We start from the raw sequence: 19,244 nt of genomic DNA, 5'->3' as shown, positions 1-19,244 counted from the left end.
TGCCAATATGCTGGTGCTGACTTCTCGGGGAATTTCCGATTCGCATCAGCGCGCCCCAACGAGGAAACATCGAACGTGACAGCAGACGCCTTCTCCGGTTCCGCGACGCAAAAGGCCGACTGTTCCGGTAGTGAGTCCCGCGTCACATTGATGCATGCCGAAGCGTCGGAAGCAGGCCCGGCGGTTTCGCGCTTTCTTTCTCACAATCGCGCGGCGCTCGACTTGTTGGGTGACAGCCTGCGCGCCGACCCGCCCGCATTGCTGGTCACCTGTGCGCGCGGTTCGTCTGATCACGCCGCGACTTACGCCAAGTACCTCGTGGAGACACTGCTCGGCGTGCCGACTGTTTCCGCCGCGTTCTCCACCGTGTCGCTATATGATGCACAAGTCGCGCCTTCTTCGGGTCGCGCGCTGTGTCTTGCGATTTCGCAGTCGGGCCGCAGTCCGGACATGCTCGCGACCGTGGAGCGTCAGCAGGCTGCGGGTGCTCTCGTGGTGGCTCTGGTCAATGACGAGGATTCCCCCCTGGCGGCGATGGCTGACGTCGTGCTGCCGCTTTGTGCCGGGCCGGAGCGGTCCGTTGCGGCGACCAAGTCGTACATCACCTCGCTGGCAGGCATTGCCGCGATCGTGTCCGCCTGGCGCGGCGATGCAGGTCTGGAGGCGGATCTTGCAGCGCTCCCCACTGCGCTGGACAAGGCATTCGCGCTGGACTGGTCAGCCTTGGGCGAAGGGCTGCTGGATGCGACCAATCTCTTCGTGATCGGACGCGGCTACGGCCTTGCCGTCGCGCAGGAGGCGGCGCTCAAGTTCAAGGAAACCTCGGGGCTCCATGCAGAAGCGTTCAGTTCGGCCGAAGTGCGCCACGGCCCCATGGCAGTAGTGCGCGAGGGTTTCCCGGTGATCGCTTTCGCCGGCCCCGACAGCGCGGGCGAGGATGTGCGCACCCTGTGCGGCGAGTTCGCGGCGCGGGGCGCCCGTGTCTGGCTCGCTTCGGAACGGGATGAAGAGCTGGAAGGCGTCCGGCATCTTCCCGCCCTGCCGCTGCGCGCGGAGCTTGCACCGCTGGCGACGATCGCGTCTTTCTATCGCATGGCCAATGCCTTGTCCCTCGCGCGGGGGAACGATCCCGACCGCCCGCCCTATCTCGCCAAGGTGACGCGCACGCGATGACCGTCCTTCATGTCTTCAATGGCAGCGTCCTGACAGCCGACGCGGTCCTGCACGAAGCCCGCATCACCATCGAGGGCGAGCGCATCGTCGCGATGGAAGCTCCCGCCAATGACCGCGACGAAAGCCCGGTGGACGAAAGCATCGATCTGGCCGGAGGCTGGATGCTGCCCGGCTTCATCGATGCGCAGGTCAATGGCGGTGGCGGTGTTCTGTTCAACGACACGCCGACGCCCGAAGGCATCGCCGGGATCGGCGCGGCGCACGCGCGCTATGGGACGACCGCTTTCCTGCCCACGCTGATCAGCGCCGAGCCCTCCGTCATCGCGCGCGGCCTCGACGCGGTGGACGAGGCGATCGCGGCGGGTGTGCCCGGTGTCGTCGGCATCCACGTCGAAGGCCCGTTCATCAACCCCCGGCGCAAGGGCATCCATGCCGAAGAGCGGCTGATCCGGCTCGATGCGGAAACGATGGCGCTGCTTACCCGTCCGCGCCGCGGCCGGGTACTGGTTACGCTTGCCCCGGAACTGGCCGATCCCGCCGACCTTGCAAGGCTGGTCGCGGCGGGAGTGATCCTCTGTGCGGGCCACTCGGATGCGACTGTCGAAGAGGCCGCCAGCGGCTTCGCAAACGGCATAACCGGCGTCACGCACCTGTTCAACGCGATGGCGCCGCTGCATCACCGCGCGCCGGGCCTGATCGGTGCGGCTTTCGATGACGATGCCGTGTGGTGCGGGCTGATCGCCGATGGCGTCCACGTCGTGCCGTCCGTGCTGCGCCTGACGCTCAAGGCGAAGTCGCCGGAACGGATCATGCTGGTCACGGACGCCATGCCCGGCGTCGGCAACGAGGGCGCGCCGTTCCATCTCGACGGCCACGAGATCTTCGTGCGTGACGGGATCTGCACCGATGCTGCCGGAACGCTTGCCGGTTCGGGCCTCGACATGGCGGGTGCCGTTCGCAACATGGTCGAGATGACCGGGATCGCAGTGCCGGTCGCGGCGCGCATGGCCGCTGCCACGCCTGCCGGTTTCCTTGGTCTCGACGGCGATCGCGGGGCGCTGCGACCGGGCGCCCGCGCTGACCTTGCGCTGCTCGACAGTGCGCTCAGGCCCATGCAGACCTGGATCGGCGGCCGCCGCGTCGCCTGAATTCCTTTCGAACATCCAATTGCCGGGAACCGAGATGTCGTTCATTTCCCTCAGTGCACCGCTTTCCGGCTGGCTCTGCCCGCTCGAAGAGGTTCCCGATCCGGTCTTCGCAGCAGGCATGCTGGGACAAGGCGTGGCGATCGATCCGCTCGGCGACGTCCTGCATGCACCGGCTGCGGGGGAAGTGATCGGTTTCCACGAGGCCGGGCATGCAGTCACGCTGCGTCTGCTGGAAGGCGTGGAACTGCTGCTGCATTTCGGGCTCGACACCGTGCGCCTGGGCGGTGCCGGGTTCACCCCGCTGGTCCGTATCGGCGAGCATGTCGGCGAAGGCCAGCCGCTCCTTCGCGTCGCGCTCGACGAAGTGATCGACAAGGCGCGCAGCCTCGTCACGCCGCTGCTGGTTACCGAACCGGCCGGATACGCGATCGAGTGGATCGCACCCTTCGGCACGATCGAGGTCGGCGAACCGCTGGCGCGTCTCGTCCGCGATGAGGCCGCGTCGTCGGAGCACGCCAGCGATATTGGCAAGACGCCGGATGATCGGCTTACCCGCGAAGTGCGGGTGCCGCTGGCGCACGGTCTCCACGCACGTCCCTGCGCGAGGCTGGCCGAAGTCGTGCGCGCCGCTGACGCGCAAGTCCGTGTGGCGGTTGGAGGCCGTGAAGCGTCTCTCTCCAGTCCCACCGCGATGTTGCGTCTGGCGGTGCGCCATGGCGATACGATCACCTTGCTGGCGAGTGGTCCCGACGCAGGGCCGGTTCTCGATCAACTCGTGCAGATGATCGCAAGCGGCATGGGTGAGAGCGCACCGTTTCCCGCCGAAGCGGCCGTGAAGGTGCAAACCGCCCCGGTAGCCGCCGTCGAGTTTTCAATTCCCGTGGCCGGTGAGGCCCTGCCGGGCGTTACGGCAGCGCCGGGGATCGCGGTCGGGCCGGTCTGGCGGCCGGTTCAGGCCGAGCCCGAGATCGATGAAATCGGCGCAGGGCCTGAGATCGAGGCCGCGCGTCTTCGTGAAGCGCTGGTTGCGGTCCGAGCCGTCCTTGGCGATCCGGCAGGCGCGCATGATGAGGAGCAGGCGATTCTCGGCGCCCATCTCGCGCTGCTCGATGATCCGGAACTGACCGGGGCGGCCGAGGCGCTGATCGCAAAGGGGGCCAGCGCCGGAGCGGCCTGGCGGCGCGTGCTCCATGCCGAAGCTGCGGGCCTGCGTGCGACCGGCGACGCCCGCTTCGCCGAGCGTGCGGCCGATTTCATCGACCTCGACTTGCGCGTGCAATGGCAAATCGTCGGCAGCGCACCGCCGCCGATGGTCGCGCCTGCGGGGGCTATCCTGCTCGCCGACGACCTGTTGCCTTCGCAAGTGGCGGCGCTCGATCCGGGCGGCGTCGCGGGGATCGCGACTGCGCGCGGCGGGCCGACTTCGCACGTCGCGATCATCGCCGCAAGCCGCGGGCTGCCTGCGCTGGTGGCGCTGGGCGGCGCGGTGCTGGGCATCGCGGACGGAACCATGGTCGTACTCGACGCAGTGGCGGGAACGCTCGAAGTCGATCCGCCCGCCGAACGGCTGAGTGAGGCGCGAACTGCCGTAGCTGTGCGCGAGGCGCGGCGGGCTGCCGCGCTTGTTGCTGCCGGGCGCAAGGGCGCGACCGCCGACGGGACCCGGATCGAGGTTTTCGCGAACCTCGGCAAGCTCGACGACGTTGCGCCCGCTCTGGCACAAGGTGCGGAGGGCTGCGGGCTGCTGCGGACCGAGTTCCTGTTCCTCGACCGCGCCGAGGCGCCGGACGAGGACGAGCAGGCAGCATGCTATGGCGCGATTGCGGAGGCGCTCGAAGGCCGGCCGCTGATCGTGCGCCTGCTGGACATCGGCGGGGACAAGCCTGCGCCCTATCTCCCTATCGCGGCGGAGGAGAACCCGGCCTTGGGCCTGCGCGGTATTCGCGTGGGGCTCGCGCGGCCACAGGTGCTTTCGACGCAATTGCGGGCCATCCTGCGCGCGGCGTCGTCAGGCGACATTCGGATCATGGTACCGATGATCGCCCGGGTCGAGGAACTGCGAGCCGTGCGCAAGGTGCTGGTCGCGGAGGCCGAGGCGCTGGGCGTCGCGGTGCCGCAACTGGGCGTCATGGTGGAGACGCCCGCGGCTGCGGTGATGGCCGACCGTCTTGCTGCAGAATGTGATTTCCTGTCAGTCGGCACGAACGACCTGACGCAGTACACGCTGGCCATGGATCGCGGCAATCCTGCGGTTGCCGGAGGGCTGGACGGGCTGGATCCGGCGGTGCTGAGCCTGATCGCGCAGACCTGCGCGGGCGCGGATCGTTTCGGCAAATGGGTCGGCGTGTGCGGCGGTCTTGCTTCCGATCCGCTGGCGGCGGGGCTGCTGGTCGGGCTGGGCGTCGGTGAACTTTCCGCGGCGCCGGGGCAGGTGGCCGAGATCAAGGCGACGCTGGCGGCGGTGACGGACGCGCGCTGCAGGGCGCTGGCGCGCGCGGCCCTCGAGGCTGCAAGTGCGGGGGAAGTCCGCACGCTTGCGGCGGAAATGCTCAGGGAGGTGGGACTGTGACGGGCTGGATGAGATCTCTGGGGCAGCGGCTGCAGGGCCTCGGCCGCGCGCTGATGCTGCCAATCGCGGTGCTGCCGGTGGCTGCGCTGCTGCTGCGCCTCGGCCAGCCCGACCTGCTGGGACTGGAGTTCCTGAGCGCGGCGGGCAATGCCATGTTCGCCAACCTCGGTCTGCTGTTCGCGATCGGTGTCGCCACCGGCTTCGCCCGGGATGGCAACGGCGCCGCGCCGCTCGCCGGGGCGGTTTGCTTCCTGGTCGCGAGCGAAGGCGCACGGGCGTTGCTGGTGATCCCGCCGGAGGTCACGGCAGGCGTCGCGGGCGATGCCGCCAACATCAAGGCGACGCTGGCAGCCGCATGGAGCCAGTCGCAGATCGCCCGGCTCTCGGTGCCGATCGGGATCGTCTCGGGCATGGTCGGGGGCAGTGCCTATAACCGCTTCCACAACTTCCGCGCGCCCGAATACCTGGCATTCTTTGGAGGGCGGCGCTTTGTGCCGATCGTCAGCGGCACGGTGGGCGTGGTCATCGCCGGTGTCGTCGGCGCCGCGTTCCCGGCGGTGAACGGCGGCATCGACGGTATGAGCCGTCTTGCTCTGGCAAGCGGCGAATGGGGGCTGTTCGTCTACGGCCTGCTCAACCGGCTGCTGCTGGTCACCGGCCTGCACCACATCATCAACAACGTCGCATGGTTCGTGCTGGGCGACTACCATGGCGTGACCGGAGACCTGCGCCGCTTCTTCGCGGGCGACCCGGGCGCGGGCGCGTTCATGACGGGCTTCTTCCCGGTGATGATGTTCGGCCTGCCCGCCGCGTGCCTCGCGATGTACCGCTCGGCCCTGCCGGAGCGGCGCAAGGCGACCGGCGGCATGCTGTTGAGCCTTGCCGCGACTTCGTTCCTCACCGGGGTCACGGAGCCGATCGAATTCAGCTTCATGTTCCTCGCGCCGGTACTGTTCGTGGTCCACGCCGTGCTGACGGGCGTCTCCATGGCGCTCATGTCGGCGCTGGACGTCCATCTCGGCTTCGGGTTCTCGGCGGGACTGTTCGACTACGTACTCAACCTCAGCAAGGCGCAGAAACCGCTGCTGTTGCTGCCGGTGGGGCTGGCCTATTTCGCGATCTACTACACCGTATTCCGCTGGGCGATCCTGCGCTTCGACCTCAAGACGCCGGGTCGTGAGGACATTGCCGATGCCACGGACAGGCGGGAGCGACCAGCTGCCGAGCGAGGCCTCGCCTTTCTCGATGCCCTGGGCGGAGCCGACAACCTGCGCGAGATCGGAGCTTGCACCACTCGCCTTCGCCTGGTGGTGGCGCAGCAGGGGCTGGTCGACGAGGCGGAACTGCGTGCGCTGGGCGCAAAGGGGGTCATCCGGCCTTCGGCGCATGGAGTGCAGGTGGTGCTAGGTCCGATTGCCGATGCCGTGGCCGACGAAATCCGCGATGCCGCCCGCGCTGGTCCGCGGGTTGCTGCTGCCCCGGTTGCGCCGCCGCAGGAGCAGGCAGGTGGAGCGTCCACCGTCGATCCGGCGCGGTTGCCCGCCGGAGTGCGCAAGGCGCTCGGCAAGGATGCAGCCGTCTGGATATCGCACGGTCGCCTGCTGGTCGAAACGGCGGCAAGGCCGGACCTCGATGCGCTGGCGGCGTTTGGACTGCGTCGGGGCGCCCTGGTTGGATCGCGGTGGCACCTTCTCTTCGAATCCAAAGCGATGGAAGGCTGGCATTCCTTGACCTGATGCGTCGATGAGGGCAGATGATTTTTTAATACCAATACGATACTAATCATATTCGCGTTGTCCCGATGCCGTTCCCGGCGTATCGCAGGCGCATAGAGGAGAACTATGGCAGCCGTGGACAAGATCGGGCCTCTTCGCGACGGTGAGACAGGCCCCCGCTACATGCGGCTGCAGCGGCTCATCCGCGAAGCCATCGACAGGCACCGGATCGCGGTGGGATCAGCGCTGCCGACCGAGCGCGAACTGGTGGAGGAATACGGCGTCTCGCGCGTCACGGTGCGCAAGGCGATCGACGGCCTTGTCGACGAAGGCATGCTGGAAAGGCGCCAGGGCGCCGGCACTTTCGTTGCCGCCCCGCGCCCGTCCGAGCAGGGGCATCGCGTGGAAAAGAGCTTCTCGATCATGACCTCCTTCTCCGAGGACATGGCCGCGCGCGGGCGCAAGCCGACGAACGTGTGGATCGACCGTTCCGAAGGCGTCGTGACGCCGGACGAGGCGATGCTGCTGGGCCTGTCGCCGGGATCGCGAATCCTGCGCTTCAACCGCATCCGCTGCGCCGACGGCGAGACGATGGCGATAGAGCACGCCGTCGTGCCGGGCTGGGCGCTGCCATCGCCTGACGTTGTCGGCGACTCTCTCTATGCCGCGCTCGATGCGGAGGGTCACCGGCCGGTGCGTGCGCTCCAGCGGCTGCGCTCGGTCGGGTTCAGCCCCGAACATGCCGAGATGCTGGGAATCTCGGCGGGCGATCCGTGCCTTGCCATCGAGCGCCGTGCGTTCCTGCCCGATGGCCGTCTGGTCGAGGCGACCAACTGTTACTACCGGGGCGATGCTTATGACCTCGTCGTAGAACAGGGCGATTACTGACCCCAACCTGTAATAATATCGCTTCCCACTTCGCATCGAAGCGCCTAAGGCGCGCTCCATCCCCGGGGGGCCGCTCATGCGCGGCTGAGAGGTGGTCAGCAGACCACGACCCGCTGAACCTGATCCGGTTGACACCGGCGTAGGGAGGGCTGGCGGCAGGTCCGTTGTCCCTCCGAGTGGAGTGGACGCGAGACTATGACGGGCAATTTTTCGTATCTTTGTGGCGCGGCGCTGGCATTCCCGGCCCTATTTGCGGCGGCTCCGGCACTGGCCGACGAGGCGGACACCTCGCCGATCCAGGTCATCGGCCATGCCGATCCCGAGGGCCTGCTGCCCGACCAGACCGAGCCCAAGGCGGTCAGCGCGATCTCGTCCGAGTTCATCGTCAAGCAGGCGCCGACCTTCAACGCCTTCCAGCTGGTGAACCTGCTGCCCGGCGCTAATGTATCGATGAGCGATCCCTATGGGCTCTCGGCCAGTTCCAGCCTGACGCTGCGCGGGTTGGGGCAGGACCAGATCGGCGTGCTGATGGAAGGCGCGCCGCAGAACGACATCGGCTATTACAACGCCTATCCCTCGCAGTTCGCCGATGCCGAGAACGTGCGTCAGGTCAGGCTCGTGCAGGGCGGAGCGGACATCGACGCGCCGGTCGTCGCGGCGGCGGGCGGTCTGCTGTCGCTGACGCTGGACGATCCGAAGGAGCGCATGGGCGGGCTGGTCAACCTGTCGGTCGGCTCGTTCGACGAGCGGCGCGCTTTCCTGCGCTTCGACACCGGCGAGATCGGCAATACCGGGCTCAAGGCTTTCGTGTCGTACTCCAACAACCGCGCGGACAACTGGCGGGGGCCGGGCTTCGACAAGCGCCAGCACATCGACGCCAAGTTGCTGGCCGAATGGGGCGAGGGCAACCGTGCCAGTCTGGCCCTGTCGTTCAACGAGGCCGAGACCTCGGGCTACCCTGCGCCGACGCTGGCCGACTGGCGTACTTCCGGTCGCGGTTTCAATTACAGCGCGAATTATACCGAGGGCGATACCGGGTACTGGCGCCTGTACCGCGCGCCGTTCCGCAACCTCTATGCCTCGGCGCCGGTGCATCTGAACCTCGGCGGCGGGCTCGCGCTCGATAGCACCACCTATCTCCAGTTCGGCTACGGCAACGCACCTTACGGGACGCAGCTGACGACGACCGGCAATTACCTCGGCACGGAGGAACTGGCGCAGCCGGTCGAACTGCCGGGCGCGGTGGACGGCCTCGCCACGGTGATGGGCAACTGGACCGGCAAGCAGATGCGGACCGGCAACGTCAGCAAGCTGACGCTGGAGGCCGGCGCGCACACGATCACGGCGGGGCTCTGGTTCGACTACGGCACGGACCGCGTGCAGCAGACCTACACCTCGATCGGTGCGGACGGGCAGCCCTTCGACAAGTGGGGTTATCCGAGCAAAGCGATCCGCACTGCGGACGGCCGCCTGCTCGCTTACGAGAACGCGCGTACGGTCACGGTCACCAAGGGCTTCTTCGTCGCCGATAGCGTGACCGTCACGCCGCGCCTGACCGTCGATGTCGGCTTCAAGGGCGTGGACCTGCTGCGCAATGGCCGCAACCATCTGCCGGGACCGCAGGACAAGGTGCACACCGACAGCTTCGCGGCGCTCCCGCGTGCTTCGGTGCACTACAAGCTCGACGATCGCCAGCAGCTGTTCGCCAACGTGACCACCAACTTCCGCACGCCAAACGAGTTCGCGCTCTACAACAGCTACTACGGCGGCGAACTGGTGCAGCAGGGGACTTCGAACCTCAAGAACGAGTATTCGGTGTCCGAGGAACTGGGCTATCGCTACATCGGGCCGAGCCTGTCGTTCTCGCTGACCGCGTTCCATTACCATTTCCGCAACCGGCAGGTGGCGACGGTGATCAACAGCGGCGGGGCGCTGGTCAATTCGACGGTCAATGGCGGCAGCCAGACCAGCTACGGCCTCGACGCCGAGATCGACTATCGTCCGGCCAAGGGCGTCAGCATCTACGCCTCGGGCGAATACCTGCACACGCGGCAGGACGATGATCTGGCGATCGGCGGCGATTACCTGCCGACGAAGGGCAAGCGCGCGGTTTCGAGCCCCGAGTTCCAGTTTGCCGTGGGCAGCACATACGATGATGGCCGCCTGTTCGGCAGCACCGCGCTCAAGTACGTCGGGCGCCAGTACTCGACGTTCATGAACGACGAGAGCATCAAGGGCTATGCCACGCTCGACCTGGCGATCGGTGTGCATCTGGCCGGGCTAATCGACGCGCAACGCATGGACTTGCGCGTGAACGCGATCAACGTCACCAATCCGCGCGTGCTCTCTGGCGTATACTCGGTCAGCAGCAATGCGCAGGATACGGTGGGCCGGAACGGCACGGGGATCTCGGGTTCCGCGCCTGCCTATTACATCGGCGGCGGCCGGGCGGTGGTGGCGACACTGTCGCGCGCGTTCTGACATGAGTGGTGCGGACCATCTCGTGCACGGGATGGGCACCGAGCTTGAGGCACCCGTCTGGCCAGCGATCACCGAGGCCGAGGCAGAAGGCGTTCTCGCGCACTTCCCGGCGGTCGGGCGAGTGGAGGCGCTGCGCTGGCATTCGCCGCGCCCGTTCTCGGCCGCGACGCTGGTGGAGGTGGGCGGGGAAACGCTGTTCCTCAAGCGTCACCACCGCTCGGTCCGCTCCCCCGCCGCGCTGGGCGAGGAGCACGCCTTCATGGCGCATCTGCGCGCCAAGGGGCTGAGCGTGCCCGAGGTCATGACGGCACGCGATGGCAACGGGGCGGTGGTGCAGGCCGAATGGACATACGAACTTCATCGCCGCGCGCCGGGCATCGATCTCTACCGCGAGCGGCAATCGTGGACGCCGTTCCTCTCGCATGACCATGCATTCGAGGCCGGTGTCGCGCTGGCGCGACTGCATGCTGCTGCAAGCGACTTTGACGTTAAGGCGCGGGCGGATCGTCCTCTAGTCGCCAGCTTCACCATCGTGCCTTCGTCTGACCCGCTCGCGGCGGCCGAGGGTTACGTAGCCGCAAGACCGGCTCTCGGCGCCTATCTGGAAGGCAAGTCCTGGCGGAGCGAAATGGCCCGTCTGTTCGATGCGCTCGGCGACGGACTTGCATCACGGTTGGAGGGGCGGCCTACCCTGTGGACGCACAACGACTGGCACCCTTCGAACCTTCTGTGGTCCGTTTGGGGGCCTGTGAGTGCCGTTATAGATTTCGGACTGGCGACCCGTACTTGCGCTCTCCACGACCTTGCCACGGCGATCGAGCGGACGGCCGTTCCCTGGCTGGAAATCTTGGAAAATCAGGGTGATCCGCAGGCTGCTCGGGCACTGATCGCGGGCTATCGGACCGTCCTCCCGCTGACCGGCGAGGACGTTCGGACGATCGCCCGCCTGCTTCCGCTGGTACACGTCGAATTCGCGCTGTCGGAAGTCGATTATTTCGCAGGAATCCTCGCCGATCGCGGTCAGGCCGATCTTGCGTGGCAGGACTATCTCATAGGCCACGCCGAGTGGTTCCTGTCCCCGCCGGGACGCGATTTCCTGAGCCAGTTGGAGGGCGTAGCCTGATGTCGATACTGGAGATCGTCGCCGTCGTCGTCAGCTTCCTCGGCATCTGGTTCACGGCCCGACGCTGGATGCTGTGCTGGCCGGTGAACCTGCTGGCCTGCGCGTTGTATTTCAAGGTTTTCCTCGATGTTCGCCTCTATTCCGACATGGTGCTGCAGGCGCTGTTTGGCGCGGCCATCCTCTATGGCTGGGCTGCATGGACACGGGGCAAGGCGGATAGCGGCGACATCGTCGTCAAGCCGCTGTCGGCTGTCGGCGCGGCGGCGGGCCTCGGGGCCGGAGCGATCGGTGCCGTCGCGATAGGCTGGCTCGCCAGTCGCTACACGAATGCCGCCTTGCCGTGGATGGACGCTGGGCTGAGCAGCTTCAGCCTCGTCGCGCAGTACTGGACGGCGCGGCGGCAGTCGGCCAGCTGGCTGCTGTGGATCGCGGTGGACGTGCTCTACGTCGGCATGTTCGCATTCAAGGACTTGTGGCTGACGGCGGGGCTCTACGCCGCGATGGTCGCCCTTGCCGTGCTCGGCTACCGGCGCTGGCGGGCAGCGGCGGCGCGGCAAGGGCAGACCGCCGCCTTATAGGCGCGCCGTCACCGCCTTGGTTTCGAGATAGCCGTCGAGACCTTCCTGACCGAACTCCCGGCCCCAGCCGGACTGGCCGTAGCCGCCGAACGGGATGTTCGTTCCCACCGCGCCATGGCAGTTGATCGAGACGTGGCCCGAACGCACCCGCTTCACCAGCCGGTGCGCTGCCGCCACGTCCCGCGTCCAGACGCTGCCCGACAGGCCGTAAGGCGTGTCGTTGGCAAGGAGCGCAAGTTCGTCGAGGTCGGTCGTGGCAACTTTCTGCACCGCCATGACCGGGCCGAAGATCTCCTCGCGCATGACCGCCATATCGGGCGTGCAGTCAGTGAAGATCGTGGGCTGGACGAAGTTGCCTGGCTGCGCCAGCTTCTCGCCGCCGGTGACGAGCCGGGCACCGGAAGCCTTCGCGGCATCGATATGGGCCATGACCTTGCCGCAATGCGCCTCGGAGATCAGCGGCCCCTGCATCGTCGCGGGGTCGAGGCCGTGGCCAAGCGTCATGCCCGAGGCGAACTGCACCAGCCCCTCGATCAGCGCGTCATGGATGTCCTCATGCGCGAAGATGCGGGTGCCAGCCATGCAGTTCTGGCCCTGCAGGAAGAACGTCGCCATCGCGACGCCGGGCACGGCGAGGGCGAGGTCGGCGTCGGGCATGACGATGACCGGGCTCTTGCCGCCGAGTTCCAGGCTGACCTTCTTGAGGTTGCCCATCGCCGCCATGACGATGCGCCGCCCGGTGGCGGTCGATCCGGTGAAGGAGACCTTGTCCACGTCCGGATGCTCGGCCAGAGCCTGCCCGGCAGTCGCGCCGAAGCCGTTGACGATGTTCACCACGCCCGCCGGGAAGCCCGCCTCGCCGATCATGTCGGCCAGCGCCAGCAGCGAGAGCGGGGTTTCCTCGGAGGGCTTGACGACGACCGTGCAGCCCGCCGCCAAGGCCGGGGCGAGCTTGAGGATCGCGGTGGAAAGCGGCACGTTCCACGGCACGATCTGACCGACGACGCCGACCGGTTCGCGCAAGGTGTAGGTCAGCGCTTCGGCCTCGGCGGAGACATGGCGCGGTGGGGTCGTGGTGGTGCCCTCTATGCGCAGGATCGCGCCTGCGTAGTAGTCCACCATCTCGACACAGTTGGCGGTGGTCAGCCCGGCGATGAAACGCGGCATGCCGTTGTCGATGATGTCGAGTTCGGTCAGCAGCGTCGCGTTGGCCTCCATGATCCGCGCAAGGCGCTGCAGGATCGCGGTGCGCTCGGCGGCGGCCATGCGGCCCCACGGACCTTCGAAAGCGCGGCGTGCGGCGGCGACGGCAGCGTCGATCTCCGCCTTGCCGCCGACATGGAAGCGCGCGATCACAAGGCCGGTCGCCGGATCGCGGGTTTCGTGGAAGTCCTCGCCCTCGACCCGCTCGCCATCGATGAGAAGGCGCATGTCGGTATCGAGGAAAGCGAGGGTTTCGGGAGAGAGTGTGTGTCCGTCAAAGGGCTGGGCCATCGTCATACTTCCACCGTCCGGCAATCGTACTGGAACAGGCCGAGCGATTCCTCGTCCTTCATCTCGCCGAGGCCGAAAAGCGCGGCATCCTGCCCCTGCATGCGGTCGGCGTTGGCGTTGGACTCGGCCTGTATGAAGCTCGCGCGTTCATGGCGTGCGGCCTGATAACGGGCAAGGCCTTCGCCGATCGTGTCCGAGGCGCGGAGTGCGCGGGCGAGAACCACTGCATCCTCGATCCCGCAGGCGGCGCCGTGGCCGAGGAACGGGGTCATGGCATGCGCGGCGTCGCCGATCAGGGTCACGTTGTTGTCGATGATCCAGTTCGGAAGCGCGCCGCGGGCATTGATCGCCCACTTGAACAGGGGCTGGGCGCAAGCTGCATCGACCAGCTTCTGCGCGTCGTCGCACCAGCCAGCGTAGATGCCGTGGAGTTCGGCGGGATCGGCGGGGAGCATCCAGCCTTCCTCGTTCCACCCGGCCTGTCTGGCGAAGAATACGAGGTTCATCACCTTTGATCCGCGCACATTGTAGCGGTTGAGCATCGCGCCGGGGCCGATGAAGATGCCGGGGAAGTCCGAGAGTTCCTGCAGTTCCGGCGTCACCGGCACCAGAGCCCGCCATGCGACGTGGCCGGTGAAGTGCGGGGCCGTTGTCTCGAAGCGCTGGCGAATGACGGACTTAACGCCATCGGCGCCGACCAGCAGGTCACCGCCGATGCGCTCGCCGCTCGCAAGGATCGCCTCGGGGCCATCGCTGCCAACCACGGCGGCGCCGCAGCGGACCTCGACGCCTGCCTCAAGGGCTGCGGCGGTCAGAACTGCATGCAGGTCGGCGCGGTGGATGGTGACGTAAGGTGCGCCGTACTTGGCGCGCTGGGTGGAGCGGTCCATCTGCACCAGAGTGCGGCCGTCCTCCCAGTGCTGGATGCGCTGGCGGGTGGGCTCGACGCCGACCGCGGCCGCCTTCTCGCACACGCCGAGGAAATCGAGGCCCTTCATGGCGTTGGGCGACAGGGTAACGCCCGCGCCGATCTCTCCGAGTTGCGGTGCGGATTCGAGCAGCGTGACGCGGAAGTCCTGCTGTGCGAGGGCGGCAGCTGCGGTCATTCCAGCGATGCCGCCGCCGACGATTACGATGTGCTTGGTCATGGCATTCTACTCCTATCAGGCCGCGTCGTTCAGCGAGACGATGACCTTGCCGAACGCGCCCGAGGCGGTGCGGGTGTAAGCGGCTTCCGCTTCCGCGAAGGGGAACACGCGGTCGATGACGGGGCGCAGGTTCTTGTCTTCCATGAAGGCGACCAGCGCTTCCTGATCGGCGCGCGAGCCGACCAGTACCGCGCTGACGCGCAGCGCCGCGAAGATCATCGGCATCGCGGGAATGTCGCCGCCGAAGCCGTCGAGCGCGCCGATCATCGCGAGGTGGCCGTCGAGGCCGAGGCTGGCGATCGACTTGCCCAGGGTGCCGCTGCCGCCGAGTTCGACCACGTGGTTGACGCCCGCACCACCGGTAATCGCACGCACCGCGTCGGCCCACTCGGGCGTGGTGACGTAGTTGACGCCCGAATGCGCGCCCATCGCCTTGACCGTCTCGATCTTCTCGTCGCTGGAGGAGAGCACGATCGCCTTCGCGCCTGCCGCCACCGCGATCTGCAGCGCGAACAGCGCCACGCCGCCGGTGCCGATGATCAGGACCCAGTCGTCCTTCTCCAGCTTGCCGAGCGTCATCAGCGCGCGCCATGCAGTGACACCGGCGCAGGGCAGGGCGGCGGCTTCTTCCCAGGTCCAGCCCTCTGGAATGCGGGTGATGCCGGAGACCGAAAGCACGACATAGTCCGCAAAGACACCCGGCCCGCCGCCACCGAGGGAGGAGACCGCCGCGGGCAGCGTCAGGCGCCCGCCCGCCCAGTTCTGGCAGAACGTCGAGGCGACGCGGTCGCCCACCTGCCAGCCCTCGACGCCCGCGCCGAGCGCGACGATTTCACCTGCTGCATCGGACAGCGGCGTGAAGTTGTCGGCACCGTTCACCGGGTAACTGAGGTCGCGGATGCTGACGTCGCGGCGATTGATCGAGACGGCGTGGACCCGCACGACGACTTCACCCTGCGCAGGCGAGGGAACCTGCGTGTCGGCGCGTACGAGGTCGTACCCGGTGTCGCCTTGCTTCAGGGTGTAGCGCTTGTTTGCCATGGTCTTGTCCGTTTCGTGAGGAGGCTGGATGAAGTCGAGAACCGCGCGGGCGAACTGGCCCGCCTGGCGCTCCGGCGTGGCGAGGAAGGCCGGGCCGGTCGGATGGAAGGGAACGGCCGGGAAATCCTCGCGGAAGCGGGTGAGCATTCCGCCGAGGGTGAGCGGATCGTCGGCAGCCTGCACGATCTGCACCGGGCACTGGACCTCGCTGAACACCGCGCCGAAGTCCTGCGCGAAGATCGCGTCGAAGGCCTGATTGCGCGCCTCCATGGCGGTGAGCGCGCCCAGTGTCTCGGCATGGACGAGCGGACCATCGTAGTCGAGGAACAGGCTTTTCATCAGGTCCCAGCAGTCGGAGACATGCGATCCGTCACGGGCGATCGGCGCGGCGTTGCCGATGTCGGCGCGCATCTTGGCGCGATCTTCTTCGGGGGCGTAAAGGACGCCGGAAAGGGTCAGAGACTGCGCTCGCTCAGGGGCGAGCCGGGCCATTTCCGCCGCGAAATGCGTGCCGGTGTGATGCGCGGCGAGGTGGAACGTCCCGATGCCGAGCGCGTCGAGTGCCTCCAGCAACCAGCGGCCATAGTCGTCCGTCGAAGGACTTCCTTCCGGCCGGAAAGACTGCCCGAAGCCGGGGGTGTCGAGCGCCACGGTGGCATGGCGGCCATCGAGATAATCCAGCATCGCATCGAAGCTGGAGGAGGAAACCGGCGTGCGGTGCAGCAGGACCAGTGGGATGCCTGGGCCATCGACCGAACGGAAATGGATTTGCCCTGCACTCGTGCGTGCGTAGCCCTTGGTCTTACCGGCCATGCGAATTCCCTTGCCACCTGAGACCGGAGCACGGCCTCGTCGCTTCTTGCGGCAAGGTTTATGGACGGGGAAATGGCGCGGCCAGCAACTCGGGAGAATTTACGACAACTGATGGTTGTCGCCTATTTGTGTGTCGAGATAGCTTCTTACGATGTCGCAATAGGCGGTGACGACCGGGGTAGGCCGGGCGTGGCGGCGAGTCGCCATCACCAGTTCCCATCCCGTGTCCTCCGGCTTCACCGGAAGCACGGTGAGCACGCCATCCCGGATGTGGGGTCGGGCCTGCCGAAGGGGCGCGATCCACCAGAAGTCGCTGCGACGAAGCCACGCCATCGCGAAGTCGATCGAAGCTGCCTTAAGCATCGGTCGCGGTGTCGGCGACCCGGCGAACATCCGCTCAAGATAGTTCTCGCCGCGCGGGTAGTTGTGGATCGCCAGCATCGGATATTCCGCGAGCATCGCCGTGGGGACGGCGGCTGCCTGTGCGAGCGGATGATCCTTGCGCACCACCACCACGTTGCGGTCGTGTGCTATGACGCTGGTGGTCACGAGATGCCGGGGAATCTGCTCGGGGCTGGAGCAGAGGATCAGGTCGAGGTCGCCCTGCAGCATCGTGTCGCGCAGCAGGGGAAAGTCGCCGCGATCCACGGAGAGGCGCGCCTGCGGATAGCGCTCGTGGAACATGCGCAACGTGTCGGGGATGGCCTCGCTGAGCAGGTTAGGCGTCGCGCCGATACGCAGGTGGCCGTGCTTGCGTCCCATGGTGTCGGCAAGGGCGTCGTCGAAGCGGCGCACGTCGGCAAGGATGTCGCGCGCGTAGGCCAGCAGTTGCCGTCCTTCCTCGGTCAGCAGCACCGCCTGTCGTCCTCGTTCGAACAGGCTGACGGACAGGCTGCGCTCCAGTTGGAGGATGCTCTTGCTGACGGCTTGCTGGGACAGGTTGACGCGCTCGGCGGCGAGCCGGAAGTTGCGCGCCTCGGCAACGGCGAGGAAGTGTCTCAGCTGGCGGATTTCCATCGTCGGCTGCCTACTTCATCGCGGAGCCGGCCGCCAGCCTGATCAGGCTGCGGCAGCCTTTGCAGGAGTGCTCACGGCAGAGATGACGGTGGCGCATACGAGATCGCCGATGACATTGAGGGTCGTGCGGCACATGTCGAGGAAGCGGTCGACGCCGATGATGAGGCCGATGCCCTCAGGGGGAACGCCGACGCTGCCGAGTATCAAGGCCACCACCGGCAGCGAACCTGCAGGAACGCCCGCAGTCCCGATCCCCGCGAGAATGCAGATCACCATCACGTAGAGCTGCTGGCCCAGACTTAGTTCCACGCCGAAGAACTGCGCGAGGAACAATACGGTCACGCCCTCGAACATGGCGGTGCCGTTCTGGTTGGCGGTAGCGCCGATCGTCAGCACGAAGCGCGCGACCTTGTTGGGCAGGTGGAGTTCCTCGTCGGCGACGCGCAGCGAGGTGGGCAGGGTGGCGTTGGAACTCGCGGTCGAGAAGGCCAGCAGGCTGACTTCGCGGGTCGAGCGGAAGAACGCGATCGGGTTCCTGCGCGCCACGAAGGCGAGGAGCAGGGGATATACGCCGAACATCTGCAGGCCCAGCGCCAGCAGCACGACCCCCGCGAAGGCGGCCAGCTTGCCCAGCAGGTCCCATCCGAACTGCGCCGAGAGATTGAACATGAAGCAGAAGATCGCGATCGGCGCGAGTTGGATGACGATGCCGATCAGCTTCATCGCAACCTCGAAGATGCCCTCGATGGCATCCTTGAGCGTCTCTGTGCGCGGGCTCTGTACCAGCAGCAGGCCGATGCCGAAGAACAGCGCGAAGAACATGACGGCGAGGATGTCGTTCTCGCTCATCGCGGTGATCACGTTGGATGGCACCAGCGCCAGCACGGCATCGACGCCCGTGGTCGATTTTGCCGAGGTCTGCAGGATGCTCCCGGCCGAATCCGCACCCTTGGCCAGCAGTTCCTGCGCTGCCTGCCGGTCCACGCCGTCGCCCGGCCTCAGGACATTGACTAGGGCGAGGCTGATGGCAACCGCGATCCCCGAGACGATCAGGGTATAGACCAGCGTGGCTACCCCGACGTTCCGCAAGGCGCGGATCTCGCCCATCTCCGCAATGCCGATGACGAGAGCGGAGAACAGCAACGGCAGCACCAGCATGAACAGCAGCCGCAGGAAAATCTGCCCGATGGGCATCGTGACATATTCGACGAGGGGCGCGATCCATGGCGCGTCGGGGGCGAGCGTGTACGTCAGCAGTCCTGCACCGAGACCAAGCACGAAGCCTGCAAGAATGCGAAGCTGCAGCCGCTTGTGCCTTGCACGGCCGGGCGCGCTGTCGGAGGTTTCGCTAGCCTGATCCATGCCTACGGTCGGTTCCCTGACTTCGCTTGCATGTGGAAGACAAAGTCCGAGCAGGGCAAACGTTGCCTCAGTGCGGGAACATCACCGTCGGGGTTTCAGGCGCCCACGGCGGCACGCGCACCATTGCGGCGTCGAACAAGGGCGATGTTAGGTGGCGAGAGAGCCAGCCTTGCACGTGGGACGGTGCATGTGCGGCGAACCATTCGCTGTCCACGGCCGCGAACTGTCGCACGAAGGGCATGACTGCGGCGTCCGACATTCCTCGCGCTTCTCCCGAGAGGTGGGCCGTTCGTATCAGTCGCGCGTCCAATTCGCGCAGGAAATCGAGGCCGCTCGACCGGTACAGCAGGGGGTCTCCCTCGTGACGCTCGGGATACTTGTAGCGGTCGAGGTCGTGCTTGAACGATCCGTCGTTGACGGCGATGAGCGCGGGATCGTCACGATCGAGCCAGCCTTCGGGATCATTTGCGGCGAGCACCCGGCGCATGATGTCGATGCTCTGGTCGATCACTTCGCCGTCCGGCATGACCATCACCGGAACGGTACCCTTGGGCGACACCGCCAGCATGGCCTCGGGCTTGGCGGAGAGCTTCACTTCCCGCAGTTCGCAGCGTGTCCCGCTAACGATCACCGCCAGCCTTGCCCGCATCGCGTAAGGGCAGCGGCGGAAGCTATAGAGGATCGGCGCAGTCAC

General features: G+C 66.8%; 14 protein-coding genes and 1 riboswitch. Of the genes, 8 read left to right on the top strand and 6 right to left on the bottom strand.

Annotated elements, in window-relative coordinates; translation table 11 throughout:
* The first annotated feature begins 150 nt into the window (after nucleotides 1-150).
* The 8 genes from ACODRZ_RS07710 (at nucleotide 151) to pnuC (ending at nucleotide 11,675) form a co-directional block, all read left to right on the top strand.
* Nucleotides 151-1,173 (top strand): SIS domain-containing protein, encoded by a 1,023-nt coding sequence (locus ACODRZ_RS07710; protein ID WP_488969401.1) that lies wholly within the window; start codon nucleotides 151-153, stop codon nucleotides 1,171-1,173.
* Nucleotides 1,170-2,321, top strand: coding sequence for an N-acetylglucosamine-6-phosphate deacetylase (gene nagA / locus ACODRZ_RS07705; protein WP_488969278.1), 1,152 nt, complete (start codon nucleotides 1,170-1,172; stop codon nucleotides 2,319-2,321). Before ACODRZ_RS07710 ends, nagA begins: the two co-directional genes overlap by 4 nt.
* A gap of 34 nt (nucleotides 2,322-2,355) precedes the next feature.
* Nucleotides 2,356-4,890 carry a phosphoenolpyruvate--protein phosphotransferase gene (ptsP, locus tag ACODRZ_RS07700; protein ID WP_488969277.1) on the top strand — a complete coding sequence of 845 codons (2,535 nt, stop codon included), beginning with the start codon at nucleotides 2,356-2,358 and terminating at the stop codon, nucleotides 4,888-4,890.
* Between the two features lie 8 nt (nucleotides 4,891-4,898).
* Nucleotides 4,899-6,626, top strand: a complete 1,728-nt coding sequence (gene nagE, locus ACODRZ_RS07695; protein ID WP_488969276.1) for an N-acetylglucosamine-specific PTS transporter subunit IIBC — start codon at nucleotides 4,899-4,901, stop codon at nucleotides 6,624-6,626.
* A gap of 105 nt (nucleotides 6,627-6,731) precedes the next feature.
* Nucleotides 6,732-7,493, top strand: coding sequence for a GntR family transcriptional regulator (locus ACODRZ_RS07690; protein ID WP_488969275.1), 762 nt, complete (start codon nucleotides 6,732-6,734; stop codon nucleotides 7,491-7,493).
* A gap of 53 nt (nucleotides 7,494-7,546) precedes the next feature.
* A riboswitch (TPP riboswitch) is annotated at nucleotides 7,547-7,656 on the top strand.
* 32 nt (nucleotides 7,657-7,688) lie between these two features.
* The gene (locus tag ACODRZ_RS07685) at nucleotides 7,689-9,974 is read left to right on the top strand and encodes a TonB-dependent receptor (RefSeq protein WP_488969274.1); all 2,286 of its coding nucleotides are present in this window, start codon (nucleotides 7,689-7,691) and stop codon (nucleotides 9,972-9,974) included.
* A gap of 1 nt (nucleotide 9,975) precedes the next feature.
* On the top strand, nucleotides 9,976-11,097 hold the full coding sequence (locus ACODRZ_RS07680; RefSeq protein WP_488969273.1) for a phosphotransferase enzyme family protein: 1,122 nt from the start codon (nucleotides 9,976-9,978) through the stop codon (nucleotides 11,095-11,097).
* Nucleotides 11,097-11,675 carry a nicotinamide riboside transporter PnuC gene (gene pnuC / locus ACODRZ_RS07675; RefSeq protein WP_488969272.1) on the top strand — a complete coding sequence of 193 codons (579 nt, stop codon included), beginning with the start codon at nucleotides 11,097-11,099 and terminating at the stop codon, nucleotides 11,673-11,675. Before ACODRZ_RS07680 ends, pnuC begins: the two co-directional genes overlap by 1 nt.
* On the opposite strand, the gene ACODRZ_RS07670 is transcribed toward pnuC, so the two are convergent.
* From ACODRZ_RS07670 to ACODRZ_RS07645, 6 genes are all read right to left on the bottom strand, one after another.
* Nucleotides 11,670-13,169 (bottom strand): aldehyde dehydrogenase family protein, encoded by a 1,500-nt coding sequence (locus tag ACODRZ_RS07670; RefSeq protein WP_488969271.1) that lies wholly within the window; start codon nucleotides 13,167-13,169, stop codon nucleotides 11,670-11,672. The genes pnuC and ACODRZ_RS07670 overlap by 6 nt on opposite strands.
* Nucleotides 13,170-13,171: 2 nt before the next feature.
* Nucleotides 13,172-14,317 carry an FAD-dependent oxidoreductase gene (locus tag ACODRZ_RS07665; RefSeq protein WP_488969270.1) on the bottom strand — a complete coding sequence of 382 codons (1,146 nt, stop codon included), beginning with the start codon at nucleotides 14,315-14,317 and terminating at the stop codon, nucleotides 13,172-13,174.
* 15 nt (nucleotides 14,318-14,332) lie between these two features.
* Entirely contained in the window at nucleotides 14,333-16,171 is a 1,839-nt protein-coding gene (locus ACODRZ_RS07660; protein WP_488969269.1) for an alpha/beta fold hydrolase, read from the bottom strand.
* Between the two features lie 99 nt (nucleotides 16,172-16,270).
* Nucleotides 16,271-17,188, bottom strand: coding sequence for a LysR family transcriptional regulator (locus ACODRZ_RS07655; RefSeq protein WP_488969268.1), 918 nt, complete (start codon nucleotides 17,186-17,188; stop codon nucleotides 16,271-16,273).
* A 42-nt stretch (nucleotides 17,189-17,230) separates the two neighbouring features.
* Nucleotides 17,231-18,550, bottom strand: a complete 1,320-nt coding sequence (locus tag ACODRZ_RS07650; RefSeq protein WP_488969267.1) for a dicarboxylate/amino acid:cation symporter — start codon at nucleotides 18,548-18,550, stop codon at nucleotides 17,231-17,233.
* Between the two features lie 67 nt (nucleotides 18,551-18,617).
* A complete protein-coding gene (locus tag ACODRZ_RS07645; protein ID WP_488969266.1) occupies nucleotides 18,618-19,244 on the bottom strand; it encodes a glutathione S-transferase in 627 nt (208 codons plus the stop codon).

This window comes from Novosphingobium sp. FG90, assembly GCF_057808725.1.
The sequence above is the reverse complement of the archived record's forward strand: the minus strand, read 5'-3'. Positions and strand labels throughout refer to the sequence as shown.